Source organism: Sulfurospirillum barnesii SES-3, assembly GCF_000265295.1.
GTDB classification, from domain to species: Bacteria; Campylobacterota; Campylobacteria; order Campylobacterales; family Sulfurospirillaceae; genus Sulfurospirillum; species Sulfurospirillum barnesii.
Map to the genome: position 1 here is coordinate 642,069 of NC_018002.1, position 20,933 is coordinate 663,001.

Here is a 20,933-nt window from a genome sequence, read left to right on the forward strand (position 1 = left end):
GCCTTTATCGTTTTACATGTAAAAACTTTCGACGTGCGAACATTAAAAGTCGCATAATACGATGAGAAAATAGTTTCTTACTCAACCCCATTTTTCGGCAATTTCCTTCTTTTAAACACTCAAAAACCTCTTCAAGTGCTAGCTTTTCACTCACGGATAGATTTGTCATACCGCCCCTTTTTGCCCATCATTAATTTTACGCACTAACCTTACAATATCTGCATCATTAAGCATGCCTAACATATTAAAAACCACGGGAATTGCCATAGGAGCACTGCTACCAAGACGCCACTCTTGATAGGTTCGCATGGAAATACCACAGGTCTCTGCCATCTTTTTTTGAGAAATTTTTTTCCCCATATTTTCAGCTTCAATGGCATTGTGCAAAAGATTAATAATATCGTTGGTTTTCATTCGTAAGATTGTAGTTAAAAATGTATTAAACATAAATTAAAAAGTATAAATTACACTGTTTATATTATATTATAAACAAAATAAAAGATTTAATACTAATTAATTAAGTATTTTACAACATTAAATTGTTCTAAATACACAATATATTGTATAAAAATATGCTGTTTTGTTGTCGCTCTTTTTTTCGCTATAATGGCGAAAACTAAAACGTAGGAGAATGTATGGCCTCTATTTCAATGGGCGACTTAAAAAAAGGGTTAAAAATCGAATTTAACGGTATTCCGTATAAAATCACCGAGTACCAACACGTTAAACCTGGCAAAGGTGCGGCGTTTGTGCGTTGTAAAATTAAGTCATTTATCGATGGCAGAGTCATTGAAAAAACCTTTCATGCAGGGGATAAATGTGAAACACCTCAGCTTGAAGATAAAATCATGCAATTTTTATACGATGATGGCGAATTCTTACAATTTATGGACAGTGCAACGTATGAACAAATTGCACTCACCCATGACCAAGTCGGAGAAGCAGCAGATTGGATTATTGATGGTATGAATGTCGATATGCTTTACCATAACGGTAAACCCATCAGCGTTGAAGCCCCACAATTTGTTCAACTTAAAATTGTTGAAACCCCACCTAACTTTAAAGGGGATACCCAAGGTGGTAAAAAACCAGCAACTCTTGAGAGTGGTGCGGTGGTTCAAGTGCCTTTTCACGTGGTTGAGGGCGATGTGATTAAAGTTGATACTGTTCGTGGCGAATACTTAGAAAAAGTTAAATAGTCTTACATGTAAAGATCGTGGTGTAACATGGCCATGGTCTTTCTTCTCTTCTCTGCAACCATTTATCTACCTATAAGGAGTTATCAATGAGCAAAAAAGTGTTGGTTCCTTTTGCTGAGGGCTTTGAAGAAATTGAAGCATTGAGTATTGTGGATATTTTACGACGTGCGAAGATTGAGGTGACCATGGCAGCCTTAACGTCTTTACATGTAAAAGGTGCGCACGGTGTTGTGGTTGTAGCGGACGCACTTATTTCTGAACTGGACGCCACTACCTATGACATGATAGCCTTACCTGGTGGACTTCCTGGTGCGACCAATTTAGCAAAAGATGCAACCCTCCAAGCCATACTTAAAGCGTTTGATGCCAAAGGGAAGGGTATTGCTGCTATTTGTGCAGCGCCTTATGCGCTTTACACAGCGGGTGTTTTGAAAAAGCGTTATACGTGCTATCCTGGATTTCATTCAAACATTGCACAAGATGGCTACACAGATGCGGATAAGGTGGTGCGGGATGAAAATATTACCACTTCACAAGGACCAAGTACGGCCATGCTTTTTGCTTTAGCATTGGTAGAGCAGTTATGTGGCAAAGAGCTGAGTGAACAATTAGCCAAAGAGTTGCTATTGAAGTAAATCGTTTACATGTAAAGAGTGTGCTCACCCTTTATTTCTCTTCGTAATGGAGTTTTAAACCCTCACTGCTCATTACAAAACCACTGATCGTGATTTTACCTTCATGCACCATTTTATGGTGTTTAGCGCACAGAGGAATCAGATTATAACGGTGGTTTTGGTGAAAATGCTCAATATTCCCATGTGCATCTGCTCTTTCTTGTGCATGAATGTGATGCACTTCATCAACATACTCATCACACAAGGCGCATTTGCAGAGGTAGAGATTTTTATTATATTTACTGCGTTTTTTTTGTTTTAATAGCTCTACATCGCCTAGCTCTCCTGCTAGATTTTTACGAATGTCATACGCCATCTTGATAAATTCACTGTCCATATGCAAGGATTTTGCAAATTCGAGTCCATACAGTGAGCTTCCACTTCCCGATTCAAGTTTACGGTTATAGAGAAGTTTATCGTTTTCTTCATCGTAACTCACCCCTAAATGAAGCGCAATGACCTCTTTTAGTTCTGTAATCAGAGGCAGTTGAATCAGTTGATGCAAATGGGTTGCAAAAACAAACAAAGAGCCAAGGCTATTCATTTTTTTGATACTGCTAGCAACGATAGCAAGGGCAGACTCCGTTTCGGTTCCATGGCTAATCTCATCACCAAGCACCAAAGAATAGGGCGTGGTGCGGTTAAAAATATTTTTAAGTTCTAACATTTCTACGGTAAAAGTAGAGAGCCCTTTGTAGAGGTTATCTGAACTCATAATACGGGTAAAAATTTTATCGAAAAGGTGAAAACGAAGGCTTGCGCAGGGTACAAAAAAGCCTGATTGCGCCATAATAATAGCAATGCCTAGACTCTTCATTAAAGAAGATTTACCGCTAGAGTTAATGCCATAGAGTAAAATGCCTTGCACCGTATTGATACGTGACGCCTCTAGTGTGACATGGTCATGGGGCATCTCTTTGGGACATGTTCCTAAAAAAAGATCATTAGGAATATAAATGCCATTTTCCTCTCGAGATTCAATCAAGGGGTGTCGCAGTCCAATGGCTTCCATAAAGCGCTCTTTTTCTTCCATGGGTAAAAGCTCAGGGCGTGAGTAGTTAAAATGCACCGCACATTTTGCGTTGCTGAGTGCCACATCAAGGGTTCCTACAAAGGAGATAAGGTGCTCTAGTGTCAGCGCAAAGTGGGTCTCAATTTTCTCCAACATCTCATCGTAACGCTGTTTAACAAGGGCTACCATTTGGACGTTACTAAGGGTGATGTCGTGCGAAATTTCTTCAATCAGCGATGCAGAAATTTTAACGCTGTTTTTAAGATGCCTAAAAGTAAAGTCTTTAAAGAAGTAGTGTTTTTCTCCAATGGTCATAAAACTTTGCATTAACTTCTCTTCAATAAGGGCAAAACGATTTTTGCTCATTAAAATGTAGTGCCCCTCACTCTCGAGCCATTCAATGCTAATCATCGAGCGGTTATTTTCTTCAAACAGTGCTTCTATGTGGGTAACAATGCTTTGAAGTGCGCTAAAGCGTTCACACTTGCTTTGTTCAATTTTATCAATCTGAGGATAGATACCTGCTAGAAAGAGGTTTTCATTAATTTGGTCTTTTCGAAATTTTGCACAAATATCAAGGACAAAGGTATTTTGAAGCATTAAAAACAAGGCTTCGCTCTCATCAAAAAGGCTTTTTGGAATTGCCATTTTTTTAAGTTCTGCCTCTTTTAAAATACCCAAAATCGCCTCTAGGGAGTTACTCAGATAAGCAAGTTCCAAAGGGTGCAATTTTTTAAGAGCAATACGCCTTAAAATGCGCTCTAGGTCATAGACCTGTTTTAAAGCAATGTCAAATTTTTTATAATCACTCATCAATTTACTGCTTAAATCAAAGCGTTCATTGAGTGTTTTTAAATCACAAATAGGGTTAAGCAGACGCTCTTTTAAAAGTCGTTTTCCCATAGCCGTAGACGTTTGGTCAATTAAATTTAAAAGGGTCATCTCCATTGGGTTACGAGAGATAATTCCTAATTGTTCGAGGGCGTTATTGCCCATGTAAAGATAGCGATTGTTTCCAAGCAAGATGGGACGGCTCATCTTCTCAATAATATTGGCATCGTGTTCAATGATAAAATTACATAAAATGGCGAGTGACTCACTGGCATAAGGAAAACGCTCAATGTCTAAGTATTCAATGGGTGAGAGTAAGGAGCGAATCGCATAAATGCGTCCAAAAAGTTCGTTTTGATAGGTGACTTTGTGGCGTTCTTTGTTAAGACTAAACGAAGTGTTTTGCGTGATTTCAAGGTAGTTTTGCACCCACTCTTTGTCGATGGATTCAGCGTTGTAGGTGAGGACGATTTCACTGGTTTTATAGGTTTGTAAGAGGTTGAAAATTTCATCTAAGGCGTAGGTTTTATCTTCTCTGGTACCATGGACTTCATTGATGATGGTCTTACCCGTGCTCACATCGATGGCAGCGTACCCTAGGGAGTAAATTTGATGGTTGCAATCAATTAAAAGTGAAACCAAATAGTTCTCACTCGATTCCATGACATAATCAAAATTGGTTCCTGGGCTGATGATATTGGCGATATAACGCTTGACATGGGGCGGCTCACCCTTTTGGCGCACCAATACAATGGTGTATTTTTTACTTTGGACTAAGCGGCTAAGGTATCTATCTAAGGAGACGGATGGGATACCAGCAAGGAGCGGATTTTGCAGAGAGTTTTCTAAAATTGTTTTATTTTTACGGGTAAGCTGAATGTTCAAAAGTTCGGAAACCTCTTTGGCTTTACCGATTTGATGCGTTTCATTGTTGACTTCATAGGTTTCAAAGAATGAGCCAATTTCCATAAAGACAATGGTATTTTTGCCATATTTTTCTTCAAAAAAGAGTTGTAAATCAAAATAAATTTCGGTGAGGAGTTTCTCTTTCGAGTTTAACAATTTGGCGATATTTTCGAGCATTCTAACCTTTACACAGCATGGTTTAAGGTTTTATTATACACAAAGGAAGCATAAAAAAAGGGGTTGTTGGGTACAATAAAGGCATATTTTTTGAAGGATTGTTATGGAAATTGAAATTTCAACACCTGCACTTTTATTCCCTGCGGTTTCACTCCTTTTGCTTGCATACACCAATCGTTTTTTAGCCGTAGCGCAACTCATTCGTATGTTGCACCGTCAATCCAATGAGCGTGAAAATTGCGAAGAGTACAAACAAATTGGTAATTTAAGACACCGTTTGGAACTGACCAAATGGATGCAATTTTTTGGAGTGCTCTCGTTGTTACTCTGTACCCTTTCGATGGCAGAGCTTTTTATGGGCTATTTAGAGATAGGAAAAAAGATTTTTGGGCTGAGTCTTATTGCGATGTGTCTTTCTTTGCTTATCTCGCTTTGGGAACTGATGATTTCAACCAAAGCCCTTAATATGGAACTTAGTGATATGCATAATAAATGTAAAACAGGAAAAAAATGAATCAGTACCTACTCATCGGTGAAAAAAACCGTTTACGCATTAACCGTTATACCGACAATGGAGTCTATCTTATTTGTGAAGATAACGATGAAGTGCTCATGCCAAATCAATACGTTACGTTTGCTATGAAAGAGGGTGACGAGATAGATGTTTTTGTCTATTTTGATTCAGAAGATCGCATTGTCGCAAGTACGGTGTTTCCTAAAGCGATGCTGGAGGAATTTGGCTGTTTTGAGGTGGTGGATGTGACTCCTTTTGGAGCATTTTTAGATTGGGGCTTGCCTAAAGATTTATTGGTACCCCGTGCCTTGCAAAAATTTCCTTTTTACGTGGGGATGAAGGTGGTGGTGCGTGTCTGTTTGGATGATGAGACAGGGCGTATTATTGGCTCACAAAAATACAATGACCTGTTAAGCAAAGATTTAAAATCACTTAAAATAAATCAAGAAGTAAAACTTTTGGTACGTGAGAGAACACCTTTGGGGTTTAAAGTGATTGTCAATCATCTCTATGATGGGATGATTTTTCATAATGAAATTTTTGAGACTATTGATGTTGGGGATGAAAAAAAAGGGTTTATTAAAACCCTTCGTGATGATGGAAAGCTTGATATAAAACTACAGCCCATGGGCGAGAAGAGTGATGCGTGGAATGTTCAAAAGGTGTTGGAATTTTTACAGGCAAAAGGTGGTGCAAGTGAATTGCATTACAAAAGTGAGCCTGAAGAGATTCAAGCGCAGTTAGGGCTGAGTAGAAAAGCATTTAAAAGGGCTCTTAGCACGCTGATTGAGGCGAAAAAGATTACGGTGAGTGAAGAGGGTATGAAGCTTATATGAAGCGTGTGGGGATTGTAGGAGCGGGTGCTTCAGGACTTGTGTGTGCCATCGAAGCAGCACGCAAAGGGCATAAGGTCTCTTTGTTTGAGAAAAACAGCAAAGTGGGACGCAAAATTTTAGCCACAGGCAATGGTAAGTGCAATATCTCCAATCTTAATATCTCTCTTTCTCGTTATCATGGTGAGTCTGTTGCCACTATCAAAGAGGTGCTAAAACGGTTTGACACCGTTACATGTAAATCTTTTTTTGCTAAATTGGGACTTGAGATGAGAGAGGGTGAAGCAGGGAAATTGTATCCTATGAGCCATCAAGCTTCCAGTGTAGTGGATTTACTTTTGCATGAAGCCAGAAGCTTAGGGGTAGACATTTTTTTAGAGAGCGAAGTGAAAAGCATTGCACACCAGCAAGGAGCGTTTTGTTTACATGTAAAAGAACAAAGCTACCTTTTTGATGCGTGCGTGATTGGAACAGGCAGTCTTGCGATGCCCAATCTTGGAAGTTCAGGAAGTGGGTATGGTTTTGCGCAAAGTTTTGGGCATCGTCTGGTTGAGCCGTATCCTTCTTTGGTGCAATGTGTGTGCGATGAAGCCTCTATAGAGCGTGCAAGCGGTGTCAAAATGGAAGCACGTGTGGAGCTTTACATTGAAAATCAAAAAGTACAAAGTGTACAAGGTGACCTTCTTTTCACCGCATATGGGCTTTCAGGCTCTGCTATTTTAGAGATCAGTCGCAATGTCTCCTATGCGTGTTTAAAGCAAGAGAGGGTGCATGTCATACTCGATTTAATGCCCACACTCAGTAAAGAAGCCTTGCAAAGTTTACTGCAAAAAAGGCTCAGTCTTGCTAAAGGTAAGTCCCTTTCTTTGTGGCTAGAGGGCATCATTCCTAAAAAATTAGCCCTTATGATTCTTGAAAAAGAGAAGCTTTTACATGTAAAAGATGCGTCGCAATTAAGCATGAAAGAGTTAAAAAAGATTGTATTTGCGCTGAAGGCTTTGTCTTTACATGTAAAAGAAACCAAAGGCTTTGAGAGTGCTGAGGTGTGCGCAGGTGGCGTGGATATGAGCGAAATAGAGCCTAAAAATTTAATGTCACGGAAGATAAAAGAGCTCTATTTTTGTGGTGAAGTGCTGGATGTGGATGGGGATTGTGGAGGTTTTAACCTCCACTTTGCTTGGGCTTCAGGCTTTTGTGTGGGGCAGAGTCTTTAGTTTTTTTTCTCTTTTTGTTGCATAATTATATAGACAATAAACGCAAAAACACCTAAGGTAATCGAGGTGAAAAGCAAGGAAAATGTTTTGACAACCACGTATCCTACAATGAGAATAGAGAGCATCGTGGGTACTTCATTGTACGCTCTAAAAAATTTTCCACTGCGTTCACATTCATCTTTTTCAAGTTGAACTCGAAAATATTCCAGTGAAAAAGAGTACGCCGTTAAAAGAGCTACAACGGCAATTTTAGCATGAAGCCATGTTCCTGTCTCTAATAAAACAGGGTTGATAATCAGCATGGCAGCCCCACTAAGCAGAGTCGCCCAAAATGCAGGTAAACCAATGTATTTGTAAATTTTATACTCTTGAATTTTGACCACTTCAACAAACTCACTTTTATGCGAATGTTCTACGTGGTAGACAAAAAGCCGTGGTAAATAAAAAAGCATTGCCATCCACGACATAAACGACATCACATGAAAGGTTAATATCCAGCTGTAATATTCCATTGTTCTTCCTTAAAATCATAACAAGTTACGGCGCATATTATAACAATTCTATGAGTCATTTTAGAGACTTTATTGAATATTTTTTTAATTTGGTCAAGTTTTTTTTATCAAAAAAGAGGGTGTGTTTACATGTAAAAAGCCAAGGGGTAAAAGAGGCTGTAAAAGCCTCTTTTTTAGGTTCTAAATTCGAAAAGTTTGAGGTTAAGGTTCTCTGTCATTTTACTAAGATGCTCTGCTGCACCTGCTATTTCTTCAACACTGCGGGCATTTTGGCGAGAGAGCTCATTGACTTTTGAGACATCATTAATCATGGCTTCAATATCTTTAGCCGTTTTAAGATAATTTTCAATGGTTAAATCCGAATCTTGCGTCGCTCTATCCATAATGGTAAACATATCTTTAATTTTGATTTCAACATTGCCAGCGGTACTAGCAAGCGCTTCAATACGCTTAGAGTTTTTACTCATTTGATCAGAGCTATCAACAATGGATTGAACAATGACATTAATGGTAGCATTAATTTGTGCCAAGCTGCTTTGGGTGCGTTCAGCGAGTTTTCGTACTTCATCGGCAACAACAGCAAATCCCCTACCATGTTCGCCCGCACGTGCCGCTTCAATCGCAGCATTGAGTGCTAAAAGATTGGTTTGGTCTGCAATTTCACTGATCACGGTTAAGACACTTTGCACTTGCTCCGCATCGTTGGAGAGTTGCTGAATTTTAGCAGCTAACTCTATTTCAAGTGCGGCGCTATTTTGAATTTCAGTGGTGAGTGTTAAAATGGTCGTGTTGGCTTCTTGGAGGTAATGGTTCGCCTCAACTAAGCCCTCTTTGCTCTTTTGCGCTTCACGCATACTTTCGTGCATATCGGTTTTTAGTTTTTCCCCTTGCTCGGTTGCTTGGGTGACAATACGAACGGAAGTTTCAACGGCTTGGCCAACACCCAAAGACGTGCTTGAAAGCTCATGAGAGATAGAAGAGTTCTCTGTAGAAATAGATTTGGCATCAACAATGACAAGGCGTACTTTTTCAATAAAATGATTAATCTGTTGACTGGCTTGTGCAATTTCATCATTGCCTACACTGATCAGTTTTCGTGTGAGATCCCCATCCCCACTGGAGAGTTCTCGTGCTTTTTCAATGAGATTATTTAATGGGGCAGTGATGATTTTATGAATGGCGATCCAAATGACTAAAAGCATAAAAAGGGTCATAAAAATTGCCACTAAAATCAGGCGGTTGCGAAGGGTGTCATTGGCTTCTTTAAAATCATCAGGATAAGCTTTAGCGACCAAAACCCAATTCCATTTATCAAAGGAATGAAAACTCGCAATGATCTCTTTTGAACCCTCATAGACATGAAATAAACCATTTTTTTGCTCTAACATTTTTTGATCCAAATCCGCACTGATCTTTTTGCCATCTAGGGTAGGGTGGATATCGTAATTTTGGCTTTTGGTATTCATGGCATAAAAATAACCGTGTTCTCCAATTTTCATGGCATGAATCTCTTTTTCAAGCGTTTTTAAACCCTCGGTAAAGTCATAGCCCAAAAACAAAATACCAACTACTGCCCCTTTTTCAATCAGAGGCTCATAAACCGTCACATAATCTCTTCCAAATAAGCGGGCATTTCCCACGTATTGTTTTTGGCTCATAATTGGCTCGTAAGCAGGACTTGCTTTTCCCAAAAACGTTCCTATCGCACGGCTACCGTCTTCTTTTTTCAAAGAGGTTGAAACCCGAATAAAATCATCACCTTTTTTCACAAAAATAGTTGCAACAGCACCTGTTAGTTTTGTAAAGGCATCCAGTTCCGTAAAATGATTGTTAAGAATTGTTCCTTGTGAAAGAATCAAAGGGGTATCAATGCCGCTCACACTGGCACTTTGTGTGCTATCTAGGTGCATGGATGGAAAGTGTGATTTTAAAACCGCAAAGAGCTTGAGACTGGACTCTTCGAGTGAAGTATTGTAAATGTGTGCTGTTTTTTCAAGTGCTTCAAGTCGAGCGGTGACTTTTGCCTCTGTTTCGTTTGAAATATAGCCACTAAGGTAACTGCTAATGTAAAAAATAAACAATGCCATTGATACAAAGATAATAAATAGTTGTATCCCTGAGAGTTTTTTTGCCAATGAATTCATACGCTTCTCTCCTTTGAAGATTCTAAATACTTAGAGTTTGCTATTCTACATTAATTTATCTTATAAATTTATGCTATGCTTATTTTACATGTAAAGAGTTCTTTACCTTTCTCATTCAGCTCTCAAAGCCTATTAAGTCCATTTTTGTTACAATAAAACAAAAACAATATCGAGAAATGATGAGCGAATTACACTACACCCATTTACATTTACATACCGAATACTCCTTACTTGATGGCGCAAATAAGATTGGAAAATTAGCTAAAAAACTCAAATCCCAAGGCGTGAAATCCGTGGCGATTACTGACCATGGGAATATGTTTGGAGCCCTTGATTTTTACAAGACGATGCGAAAAGAAGGCATTAAACCCATTATTGGCATAGAAGCCTATTTGCACAATCAAGACGATATTAGCGATAAAACAACCAAACAGCGCTTCCACGTTTGCTTGTTCGCCAAAAATGAGATTGGCTATAAAAACTTAATGTATCTCTCATCCATGAGTTACATTAAGGGGTTTTACTACTACCCACGTATCAGTAAGCAACTTTTAAGGGAGCATTCTGAGGGGCTTATTTGTTCGAGTGCATGTTTACAAGGTGAGGTCAATTGGCATCTCAATCTTAATAACAAACGAAATGTTCAATTTGGAGCCAAAGGGTATGAGAGGGCTAAAGAGGTTGCTTTAGAGTACAAGGCAATTTTTGGGGATGATTTTTATTTGGAAATTATGCGCCATGGTATTAATGATCAGATGTTTATTGATGATGACATTTTACGTATTGCCAAAGAGACAGGCATTAAAGTGATTGCAACCAACGATACGCACTACTTAGAGCCTGATGATGCAGAAGCGCACGAGGCGTTTATGTGTATTGCAATGAACAAAGAGTTTGATGACCCTAATCGTCTGCGCCACTCCGTGCATGAGTTTTTTGTCAAATCCCCAGAGCAGATGGCAGCGCTTTTTGCAGATATTCCCGAAGTGCTTGAACATACCCAAGAAATTGTAGAGAAGTGTCATTTGGAGATTAAATTAGGCGATCCAACGCCTCCAAAATTTAAATTTACCACAGAGTATGCTGCTCGTGAGGGACTTACCTTTGAAAGCGATGATGACTTTTTTGCACACAAATGCCGTGAGGGTTTAAAAGAGCGTTTAAAGTACGTTGATGAGAGTAAGCATGAAGAGTACAAAGCAAGGCTTGAGCGGGAGATTAGCGTTATTTGTAATATGAAATTTCCTGGTTATATGCTTATCGTTTGGGACTTTATTCGTGAGGCAAAAAGCAGAGGTGTGCCCGTAGGTCCAGGAAGAGGCTCAGCTGCTGGAAGTTTGGTGGCGTATTCGCTTTTTATTACCGACTTAGACCCAATGCCGTATAACTTACTTTTTGAGCGGTTTTTGAATCCTGAACGTATTAGTATGCCCGATATTGACGTGGACTTTTGTCAAAGTAGGCGTGGTGAGATTATTGATTATGTGGTGGAAAAATATGGGCGTTATAACGTGGCACAAGTCATTACCTTTGGTAAGCTTTTGGCTAAAGGTGTTATTCGAGATGTCGCCCGTGTTTTAGCCATTCCTTATGCAGAAGCCGATGCTATGGCAAAACTCATTCCTGATGAACTGGGCATTACTTTAAATGGTGTGGGTGTTGAGGGCGAAGAGGGGTACAAAGCAGGGGCGTATCAAAAAGAGCCAAAGCTTCGAGAACTTATTGAGCGAGATCCTAGAATGCAGCGGGTGTGGAAATTTGCGCTTGCACTTGAAGGACTCAATCGCAATTCGGGTATGCATGCGGCGGGTGTGGTAATCAGTGATGAGGAGTTGTGGCATAAAACCCCTTTGTATCAACCCTCAGGTGAAGAGCATCTGGTGACGCAGTATTCGCTTAACTATCTTGAAGATGTGGATTTGATTAAGTTCGACTTTTTGGGACTTAAGACACTTACGGTGATTGATAATGCACTTAAACTTATTAAAGCACGCTACAACCAAATCATTGATTTTAACGCACTCGATTTGAACGATCCTAAAGTGTATGAACTCATCCAAAGTGGTGATACCATTGGACTCTTTCAGATAGAATCCAGCGGTATGCAATCGCTTAATGAGCGTTTAAAACCCAATACCTTTGAAGACTTGATTGCGGTTTTAGCACTGTATCGTCCAGGTCCGATGGAATCAGGCATGTTGGATGATTTTATTGATAGAAAGCACGGGCGTAAAGAGGTTACCTACTTTTTTGATGAGTTTACCAAACCCTTGCAACCCATTTTAGAGCCAACCTATGGGGTTATTGTTTACCAAGAACAGGTTATGCAAATTGTTCAAAGCATTGGTGGATTTAGTTTGGGTGAATCAGACTTGATTCGTCGTGCGATGGGTAAGAAAAAGATTGACTATATGAAACAAAAAGCCGAAGAGTTTGCTGATGGTGCGGTCAAACAAGGCTTAGATAGAGCGCATGCGATTGAGCTTTTTGGTTTAATTGAGAAGTTTGCGGGCTATGGTTTTAATAAATCACACTCTGCCGCTTACGCACTCATTACCTTTCAAACGGCGTACTTGAAATGCTACTATCCGCAAGAGTTTATGGCAGCGCTTTTGACCTCAGAGCAAGATAACACTGATAAAATTGTTAAATACATTGATGAGGTGAAGCGTTTAGGCATTAAACTTTTACCTCCTTCCATTCAACACTCTCTTATTGAATTTCGTGCTATTACAGACGCTCATGGGGACGAGGCCATTTTATTTGGTATGGGGGCGATTAAAGGTGTTGGCAATGCAGCCATTAGCAAAATTTTAGAAGCCAGAGCGGAAGCGCCATTTGCCGATATGAGCGATTTTATCTCACGCATTGATGGCTCAAAAGTCAATAAAAAAGTCTTAGAATCGCTCATTAAATCGGGCAGTTTTGATGATTTTGGTTACACGAGGCGTTCTTTGTTAGAGAGTATAGATAATATTATTGAAGCCAGTGGAGAGTGCTCTCGGGCTAAAAAAATGGCCGAGTATTCTCTTTTTGGCGATAGTGCGGAGATGACGACTGTTAATATTTCAATTGATAGCATTGCAGAATTTGATGGTAAAAGAATTTTAGAACTTGAAAAAGAGACCATTGGTTTTTATATTTCAGGTCACCCCTTAGATGCGTTTAGAGCCCAAATTGATGAGATGAGTTATACACTTTCCAGTGAAAAAGACCAAATTGAAGATGGTTCAAAAGCGCTGTTTATTGGAAAAGTAGAGAGTATTACGGAGAAAATAAGCAAAAAAGGGAATAAATTTGGCATTATCTCCTTAATGGATTTTCATGGTTCTATGGAACTTACCGTATTTGAAAAACAGCTAGAAGCCCTTTCTAAAATGGATTTAGAAAAACCGCTTTGTTTTAAGGTAGATGTCTCCAATGATGGTCAAAATACCAAGATGCGTGTTATGAAGATTATGGAATTAGACGATGCTAAAAAAGAGAAGATTGAAACCAAAGTTATTGAAGTGCCACTTGAGCCTAAAGTGCTTAAAATTGCCATTGGAGAAGATTCAACACCTTTAGAACTGCTCTATCAGTTGGTTAAAGAGCACAGAGGGCGAAGAGCCTTGCATTTGATTATTACCTCAAAATTACAAAATGTTCTCATCGAAACGCATTTAGGGGTAGATGACAGTTTGGATGAGAAATTAGCAGAGCTAGATTGGGTTGAGGTTATTGCCTAAAAGCACTAACGGGGAAGTTTAATTTCAAATCCTTTAGGATTTTCCAGTAAAGAAATTTCTCCGCCATGGGCTTGGATAATCTGTAAAGAAAGCGCAAGCCCTAAGCCATTTCCCTTAGTTTTGGTGGTTTTAAAGGGTTCAAAAAGAATATTTTTATTTTCAATCGCTTTACCATCGTCTTTTACATGTAAAAGAATACTGTGGGGATGTTCGACGTAGGCAATGCTAACATTCCCTTCTTCATTATCGCTCTCTTCAATCGCATCAATCGCATTAAAAATGAAATTTTGCAATACCAAATTTAAAAGCTCAAAATCACCTTTCATCTCGATATGAGGAACGTTATAGGTAAAATGAATCTCTTTGGTGTATGAGTAGTGTAAAATAGCCTCTTCACACTCTTTAATGAAACGATCCATGTAAAATATCGAGGGGTTGATTTGTACATTTTTGGTAAAAAGAAGCGTTGCTTTAATAATACGCTCCACCCGCCAAATCGCTTTTTTTATTTCGGTGACAATAGGTTTAATGGAAGGGTCAACCTTTTTTAAAAGCGTGGAAGCTAAAAGCGAGACAGAGCCTATAGGATTTCTGATTTCATGAGAGAGATGCGCCGCAACTTGTCCCATAGAAACAAGGCGTTCTTGGCGTTTTCCCTCAGTAATATCTGTGGCAGTAATAATGCGTTTATCGCCTTGTTTAACACTTTTTAGCAGGTAAAAACATCCTTCGAACTCTACTTCTTTTGCCATTTCTTGATGGGGCAATGCCAGCAAAATAGCACCTAACTTTTTTGCTTCTGTATTTTGTAAAAAAATAGCACCTTGCTCATCTAAAACCCACAGGGCATTAGGTTGTACTTCAATAATCTGACGAATAAAATCTTGCAAGGCGGTGTAGGATTCGTTCAGCTTTTTGTACTCATCTTCAATGACATAGGTTTGGTTGATAAGATCTTCAAGTCCTTGTTTAAAAAGCTCTTTTTCTTTGGCACTAAGGCTATTGAGTAAATTTTCATCAATCATTTTTGATTCCCATCATCTTTTTTGAGGTTTATGAAGAGTATAATAGCCAAAAAAGTTTTGGATAGTGCCGTGCAAGAGATACGTAAACATATTATCAAAGAGAAGGGGATTCTCTATTTTGATTATACTGCTTCAGGACAAGCGTATAAACCCATTGAAAAAAAGATGCAAGAGATTTTAAAAACCTATGCCAATACACACTCTGAAGTCTCCTCCAGTGCTGTAAAAACCAGTGCATACTATGCTAAGGCTAGGGAAGATTTAAAAAAAGCGCTAGGCATTGATGAGCGATTTTATCTTTTTCCTTGTGGAACAGGTGCCACAGGGGCGATTAAAAAATTTCAAGAATTGATGGGTATTTATATTCCTCCTCAAAGCCTCAAGCGTTTTACATGTAAACCTAAAAATTTACCTGTGGTTTTTGTGGGACCCTATGAGCATCACTCCAATGAGCTGAGTTTTCGAGAAGGATTGTGTGAGTTGATACGGGTTCCTTTGGATGAAGAGGAAAAGATTGATTTGACGTTTTTACAAACACAACTTGAGGTGCATAAAAACAGAGAAATTATTGCCTCTTTTTCAGTGGCTTCGAATGTAACGGGAATCATGAGTGATTATAAGGCATTGTATACCTTGGTTAAACTATGGAGGCATTGTTTCATTAGACTGTGCAGCGGCTTCTCCGTATGTAAACATTGATTGTAATTATTATGATGCACTTTTTTTATCGCCCCATAAACTCTTAGGTGGTGTAGGTTCATGTGGGCTGTTGGTAATGAGCAAAGCGTTATGCACACAGAGTCAACCAACCTTTGCAGGGGGAGGTACCGTTGCGTATGTCTCACGGGTATCGCATAATTTTTTAGAAGATATTGAACTGATTGAAGATGCGGGAACACCAGGTATTTTACAGTTTATTAAAGCTTCTTTAGCGTACAACCTTCGCAATGAAATTGGACTTGAGAAGATTCATGAGCGTGAAGAGATGCTTAAAAAATATTTTGGTTCACGTATTCGAGCCATAAAAGGTGTAAAGCTTTATTGTAAATATTCTCAGGATAAACTGCCTATTTTTTCACTCAACTTCGATGGTATCAACCCTTATGTTATTTCGCAGTATCTCTCTGATCATTTTGGGATTCAGACCAGAGCAGGGTGTAGTTGTGCAGGACCGTATGGACATGATTTGTTAGAACTTGAAGATGGACAGAGTTTTAGTGAAAAACCAGGTTGGCTTCGCATTTCTATTCATTACACCCATACAACTAAAGAGATTGATACCTTATTAAAAGGTATCGAACAAGCCCTTAAAGCCCTTTACAAACAGCCTTTGTGATCTTTACATGTAAAGAGTATTTGGAAGGGTTTAAAACTTCTTCCAAAAGCTTCTTCCTAGCATAATAAAGACGGTGTAACACTCGAGTCTTCCAATAATCATGGCAAAGGATAGAATGATTTTATCGTACCATGAAAAGAATGCGTAATTTTGAGAAGGGCCCGTTAGATTGAGTCCTGGACCAATATTTCCCACCATCGCAAGGGCTGTACTAAAAGAGGTTAAAAAGTCGAATCCTCTAGCATACAAATAGAGCATCAGCAAGAATGTGGTGAGAATAAACAGTGCAAAAAAACCAAAAATAGAGTTAATAATAGAACTTTTAATTTGCTTTCCATCGACAAAAATAGAGGTAATGACATCAGGTTGAATGGTACGCTTAATCTCTAGGGCAATGTTTTTAAAGAAGAGAATGTAGCGAATCATTTTAATACCACCTGACGTTGAGCCTGTATTGGCACTCATCATCATCGCAAGTATGGCAATGACTAAGGCAAATTGTCCCCATTTTTCATAATCAAGTGAAGCAAATCCAGTCGTTGTGGCTAAGGTGGTCACTGTAAAAAAAGCGTGTTTAAGGGAATCATAAAAGGAGTCATCACTGCTTTGGGTATGAATTAGCGTTAAAATAAGCGACAAAAGAATAATCAAACCCACATACCATTTTGTTTCTTCCGTATTGTAACACTGACGATCCCCTTTAAAAAAACGAATATGTGCTAAGAAGTTGATACCTGAAATAATCATAAAAAAAGTCGTTGTCCAAATGACACCATCACTAAAAGCACCAATGGAGCTGTTCTTTGTAGAAAATCCTCCTGTAGAAATGGTTGAAAATGCATGATTAAGCGCATCAAACCAATTCATACCAAAGAGCATTAAGAGCGCAAAATCAAGCAATGTAAATAAAATATACACAGCCCAAATACGATTGGCGGTATCTTTGATTTTGGGTGTAATCTTATCCATGGAAATTCCTGTGGACTCTGCTTTAAAGAGGCTAAGCGAGCCACTTGGATTAATCAAAGGTAAAAGCCCAACACCTAAAACGATAATCCCAATTCCCCCAATCCAATGCATAAGGCTTCTGTGAAAAAGAATGGACTTTGGTAAGATCTCAACATCCCTATACGCACTGGCCCCTGTGGTGGTAAATCCACTAATGGCCTCAAAAAATGCACCTGCAGGATCAATGCTTGTGTACAGTACCATAGGAATAGCCCCACCAATTCCCAGTAAAATCCAAATCACATTGACAGAGATAATGCTCTCTTTAATCCCTAAATGCATCTCATCGTTTTTGAGAATCAGATAAATGGCAAGGTTGACGATGAAGAGAGAAAACATAGCAAGTAAATAGACAAAAACATCCTCATTGTAAAAAAAACCTACAATTGGGGGTAAAAGAAGAATGAAAAAAACAACCAACCCAACGGCCGAAACAAATTTTAAAATACTTTTAAGACTCATGGCGCTCTTTTAGTTTAGGAATTTTGTTGTAACCATTTTGAAACAGGTTCAAAATCGGACTCTTTAATAAAGGCAACAATGACATCATCTTTTTCATAAGAGGGGAGCAATCGGTATTCATAAATGTCATTACCCCGTAAAATTACAAAATGACCTTTGTCATCAATTTTTTCAGGTAAAACAAGCTTTTTATCAAGAAGCGGCGATGTTTCATCAATTTTTCGCATTAAGATAGAGCCTTCGCCTCCGCAAAACTTTTTTTGCATAAAAAGACTGTTCGAATGAATACGCTCTAAAATCGAATAGTAAGCATTGATTTTTTCGCCACGCACCACTTCAATGTTAAGATTTCGCATTAAAGAAGAGTAGGCAATATCATTATTAATACCTATGATTTTTTTAATCCCTTTTTGTTTGGCTTCAATGCATTTGGTAATGTTGTATTCATCGTTTTTGGTTGCGGCAATAAACATATCGGTGTCAAAACGATTTTTTGTGATAATATGATCAGCATCATAGGTGGTTTTTAAAACGGTTGCTTTGTTTTTAAGTTCAATATTGGCTTTACGACACAGTTCAATATTCTTATCCATAATTTGAACTTCAATGCCTTTTTTAAGGAGTACTTTTGCAATTTCAACGCCAAGAGAATCGGCTCCAAAAATGACACAGTTTTTAATGGGTGTCATAGGCTCAGTCATCTCACAGACGAGGCTACGCAATGAGACAATGGCATTAGGAAAGGCTAGAAAGTAGACTAAATCATTGGGGAGCATGGTTTCAACAGGTTTTGGAACAAAAAACTCTTTTTTACGTTCCATCCCTGCTACTGCAACTTCACCATTAAGCTCACCAATAAAGGTTGAAATCATACGAGGTTGAAAATCTTCCCTTAATCGAACAGAAACCAAAAGCGCTTTGGTATAGGCAAAGGCTTTAGCATTATAGGCATGTGAAAAATCAACAAGATACTTAAAAGGCTGTGCTGCCTCCACAGAGGGGACAATGGTCTCATGAATGTTGAGTTTCGCCTTGACTTGATCACTCGCAAAAAAGGTATTTTTGAGGCGAATAATTTTACGTTTGACGTTTGCAATATTGTCAATAATGAGGGAAGAGAGAAGATTGACTTCATCCGAATCAGTGACAGCAATAAAAAGATCAATCTCTGGGTCAATGCCAAAGTAAGTATGTGGATTTTCAATATTGCCACAAATACCTAAAACATCGAGATTTTCTTGAATATTTGAAATAGCATATTCATTTTGATCAATAACGGTAACACTGTTATTATGCATTAAATGTTTAGCAACGTTGTAACCCACTTTTCCAGCACCTGCGATAATCACTTGCATCGTATATTCTCTTATTAATTTATGTTATTTATGAACGAAGAAGAGGTATTGTATCACATTCTTTTAAAAAAGAGGTATGCACTAAAAGGAAGAAAAAAAGCTTAAAAACCATATAAAAAAGGTAGCCAAAATTAGCGTAGGCTACCTGATTCGTTATACTGTTTTATGCTTTCTGTATACACATCCCTAAGGGTGTTGACGTACGTAGCTGCACGTTTACTATCTGTAATGGTGATTAAGGCTTCATCACCAAATTTATCACTGATTTTTGAGAGTTCATGTGTGAATTTTGTTTTTTCATTCAGTTTACTGATGGCTTTAAAAAAAGCCTCATCCATCTCTTTGTTCTTTAATTTATCATTTTGATAAAGGTAGATGGCAATTTTATAAACTTCGTCTTTATCCGTGCTGTAAACTTCAACAAAATCAATTGCATTGTCTAAAGATTTAATATTAAAATAATTATGATCTTTGGTAACACAGGAAAACTCTGTGCACTTAAAACCATTTTCTTCTAAATAAACACGGTCTTTTCCAATGAGGTGATCAAGGAAACCTGCAAAAAGTGTAACGTGAGCAAGAAGGCCTAACCCCAAAAGTGCTTTTTTCATTTTTATACCTCTATGTTCCATAAAATCATAACTCTGAAGAAAGGTGGTGGGTCCTGAGTGGCTCGAACACTCGACCACCCCGTTATGAGCGGGGTGCTCTAACCAACTGAGCTAAGGACCCATTTTAAAGAGTGGAATTTTACCCTTTTAATTGTTAAAATAATATAAAAAAAGACTGAAAAATAGGGACTTAGAGTGAATATTTAATGCAACGATAGGTTGGGTCAAAGCGAAAGGCTAATAAATTCTCTAAAATACCAAAAAGAGCAAAAAAAGTGATAAAACTACTCCCGCCATAACTGTAAAAGGGCAGAGGAACGCCTACCACTGGTGCAAGCCCAATGGTCATGGAAATATTAACACCCATATAGAAAAAAATCATTAAAGAGATACCCGTAGTAATCACTTGTGTAAAATAATCATGTTTGAGCTTATAGGTCAATGTTATAAGATGCACAATAAGAAGTGCATAACAGCTAATCAATCCTAAAGCACCCCAAAAGCCTAAGCGTTCAACGGTGTAAGCAAAGATAAAATCGCTGGTTGAAATGGGTAGGAATTTGTAGTGTGTTTGTGTCGCTTCGTTACGGTCTTTTCCTGTAAGTCCCCCTGAACCAATCGCAATAATAGATTGTCTTACATGGTAACTAGGTGTTTCAGAGAGAAAATCAGAAATCCGCTTTTTTTGGTACTCATGGAGGTTATTGTAAAGTAAGGGACTGCTAATGCCTATAATAAGAGCAAGGGTCAACCAAATTTTTTTATTCACCCCAATGACAAAAAGAATCCCATAGCCTAAGAGGAGCAAAATAAGGGCTGTTCCTAAATCGGGCTCTTTTGCAATCAAAAGAAAGGGCAAAAGAATGTAAAAGCTCAGTTTAAAAAAGGACTTCCATCCATAACCATTGTGTTCAGGAGGATTGTGTTTAATAAGGTAGGCTAGCATGAGAATGAAAGCAGGTTTGAAAATTTCAGAGGGTTGAATCGTAAAATGGACAAACGGGATTTCAAGCCATCGTTTAGCCCCTAATTTGGAGATACCAAAAATGTCAACGCTGATTAAGAGGATAATGGTAAACCAATAAAAAAGCGGAATCAGCCATTCAATTTTTTTAATGGGAATGATAAAAAAAAAGACAAAAGCACAAAAACCAACAGCAAAATAAACAATTTGCTTATTCGCTAAGGTTGTGTTTGCCTCTGAAATCAAATAATAAGAGAGTGCGATGATAGGAATGACCAGTATAGGAATTAAAAAATCAAAATGTGTTAAGATTCGTCTATCAATTTGAAACACAACACTCCCTTACGTGATTTAGTTAGAAAATTCCTCGTTTTTACGAGCAATATATTTTAAAAGAAGAATGGAATTTAAAAGGGCAGTATATCAAA

Annotated in this window: 16 protein-coding genes, 1 tRNA gene and 1 pseudogene; 7 read left to right on the top strand and 11 right to left on the bottom strand. The window is 38.3% G+C overall.

Going from position 1 to position 20,933, the window contains the following annotated elements; all coding sequences use genetic code 11:
- Positions 1-4 precede the first annotated feature (4 nt).
- Entirely contained in the window at positions 5-169 is a 165-nt protein-coding gene (locus SULBA_RS12915; protein ID WP_014768863.1) for a hypothetical protein, read from the bottom strand.
- On the bottom strand, positions 166-414 hold the full coding sequence (locus SULBA_RS03355) for a hypothetical protein (protein WP_014768864.1): 249 nt from the start codon (positions 412-414) through the stop codon (positions 166-168). The genes SULBA_RS12915 and SULBA_RS03355 overlap by 4 nt, the downstream gene beginning before the upstream one ends.
- Before the next feature lie 221 nt (positions 415-635).
- On the opposite strand from SULBA_RS03355, the gene efp reads away from it, so the two are divergent.
- Positions 636-1,199 carry an elongation factor P gene (efp, locus tag SULBA_RS03360; RefSeq protein WP_014768865.1) on the top strand — a complete coding sequence of 188 codons (564 nt, stop codon included), beginning with the start codon at positions 636-638 and terminating at the stop codon, positions 1,197-1,199.
- Between the two features lie 86 nt (positions 1,200-1,285).
- Positions 1,286-1,834 (top strand): DJ-1 family glyoxalase III, encoded by a 549-nt coding sequence (locus tag SULBA_RS03365; protein WP_014768866.1) that lies wholly within the window; start codon positions 1,286-1,288, stop codon positions 1,832-1,834.
- Between the two features lie 31 nt (positions 1,835-1,865).
- Here SULBA_RS03365 and SULBA_RS03370 read toward each other — a convergent pair whose 3' ends face one another.
- Entirely contained in the window at positions 1,866-4,799 is a 2,934-nt protein-coding gene (locus SULBA_RS03370; RefSeq protein ID WP_014768867.1) for a MutS-related protein, read from the bottom strand.
- Positions 4,800-4,902: 103 nt separating this feature from the next.
- On the opposite strand from SULBA_RS03370, the gene SULBA_RS03375 reads away from it, so the two are divergent.
- From SULBA_RS03375 to SULBA_RS03385, 3 genes are read left to right on the top strand one after another with little or no spacing between them, the layout of a single operon-like run.
- A complete protein-coding gene (locus SULBA_RS03375; RefSeq protein WP_014768868.1) occupies positions 4,903-5,313 on the top strand; it encodes a DUF2721 domain-containing protein in 411 nt (136 codons plus the stop codon).
- Positions 5,310-6,149 (top strand): CvfB family protein, encoded by an 840-nt coding sequence (locus SULBA_RS03380; protein WP_014768869.1) that lies wholly within the window; start codon positions 5,310-5,312, stop codon positions 6,147-6,149. The genes SULBA_RS03375 and SULBA_RS03380 overlap by 4 nt, the downstream gene beginning before the upstream one ends.
- A complete protein-coding gene (locus SULBA_RS03385) occupies positions 6,146-7,360 on the top strand; it encodes a BaiN/RdsA family NAD(P)/FAD-dependent oxidoreductase (RefSeq protein ID WP_014768870.1) in 1,215 nt (404 codons plus the stop codon). The genes SULBA_RS03380 and SULBA_RS03385 overlap by 4 nt, the downstream gene beginning before the upstream one ends.
- Here the strand turns inward: SULBA_RS03385 and hemJ are convergent.
- Together hemJ and SULBA_RS03395 are read right to left on the bottom strand one after the other, a co-directional pair.
- Positions 7,357-7,872, bottom strand: a complete 516-nt coding sequence (gene hemJ, locus SULBA_RS03390; protein WP_014768871.1) for a protoporphyrinogen oxidase HemJ — start codon at positions 7,870-7,872, stop codon at positions 7,357-7,359. The two genes, SULBA_RS03385 and hemJ, sit on opposite strands and share 4 nt — an antisense overlap.
- A 173-nt stretch (positions 7,873-8,045) precedes the next feature.
- Positions 8,046-10,016, bottom strand: a complete 1,971-nt coding sequence (locus SULBA_RS03395; RefSeq protein WP_014768872.1) for a methyl-accepting chemotaxis protein — start codon at positions 10,014-10,016, stop codon at positions 8,046-8,048.
- Between the two features lie 179 nt (positions 10,017-10,195).
- Here SULBA_RS03395 and dnaE point away from each other — a divergent pair, with 179 nt between their 5' ends.
- The gene (dnaE, locus tag SULBA_RS03400) at positions 10,196-13,744 is read left to right on the top strand and encodes a DNA polymerase III subunit alpha (protein ID WP_014768873.1); all 3,549 of its coding nucleotides are present in this window, start codon (positions 10,196-10,198) and stop codon (positions 13,742-13,744) included.
- 5 nt (positions 13,745-13,749) lie between these two features.
- Here the strand turns inward: dnaE and SULBA_RS03405 are convergent, their stop codons facing one another.
- Complete coding sequence (locus SULBA_RS03405) at positions 13,750-14,769, bottom strand: sensor histidine kinase (protein WP_014768874.1); 1,020 nt, start codon at positions 14,767-14,769, stop codon at positions 13,750-13,752.
- 30 nt (positions 14,770-14,799) lie between these two features.
- On the opposite strand from SULBA_RS03405, the pseudogene SULBA_RS03410 reads away from it, so the two are divergent.
- Positions 14,800-16,105: pseudogene (locus SULBA_RS03410) on the top strand (aminotransferase class V-fold PLP-dependent enzyme).
- Positions 16,106-16,135: 30 nt separating this feature from the next.
- Here the strand turns inward: SULBA_RS03410 and SULBA_RS03415 are convergent.
- From SULBA_RS03415 to SULBA_RS03435, 5 genes are all read right to left on the bottom strand, one after another.
- Positions 16,136-17,575, bottom strand: a complete 1,440-nt coding sequence (locus SULBA_RS03415) for a TrkH family potassium uptake protein (protein WP_014768875.1) — start codon at positions 17,573-17,575, stop codon at positions 16,136-16,138.
- Between the two features lie 14 nt (positions 17,576-17,589).
- The gene (locus SULBA_RS03420) at positions 17,590-18,930 is read right to left on the bottom strand and encodes an NAD-binding protein (protein WP_014768876.1); all 1,341 of its coding nucleotides are present in this window, start codon (positions 18,928-18,930) and stop codon (positions 17,590-17,592) included.
- Positions 18,931-19,061: 131 nt separating this feature from the next.
- A complete protein-coding gene (locus tag SULBA_RS03425; protein WP_014768877.1) occupies positions 19,062-19,541 on the bottom strand; it encodes a hypothetical protein in 480 nt (159 codons plus the stop codon).
- Positions 19,542-19,585: 44 nt separating this feature from the next.
- Positions 19,586-19,662, bottom strand: a tRNA-Ile gene (locus SULBA_RS03430).
- Positions 19,663-19,731: 69 nt separating this feature from the next.
- Entirely contained in the window at positions 19,732-20,838 is a 1,107-nt protein-coding gene (locus SULBA_RS03435; protein WP_014768878.1) for an FtsW/RodA/SpoVE family cell cycle protein, read from the bottom strand.
- Positions 20,839-20,933: the final 95 nt, after the last annotated feature.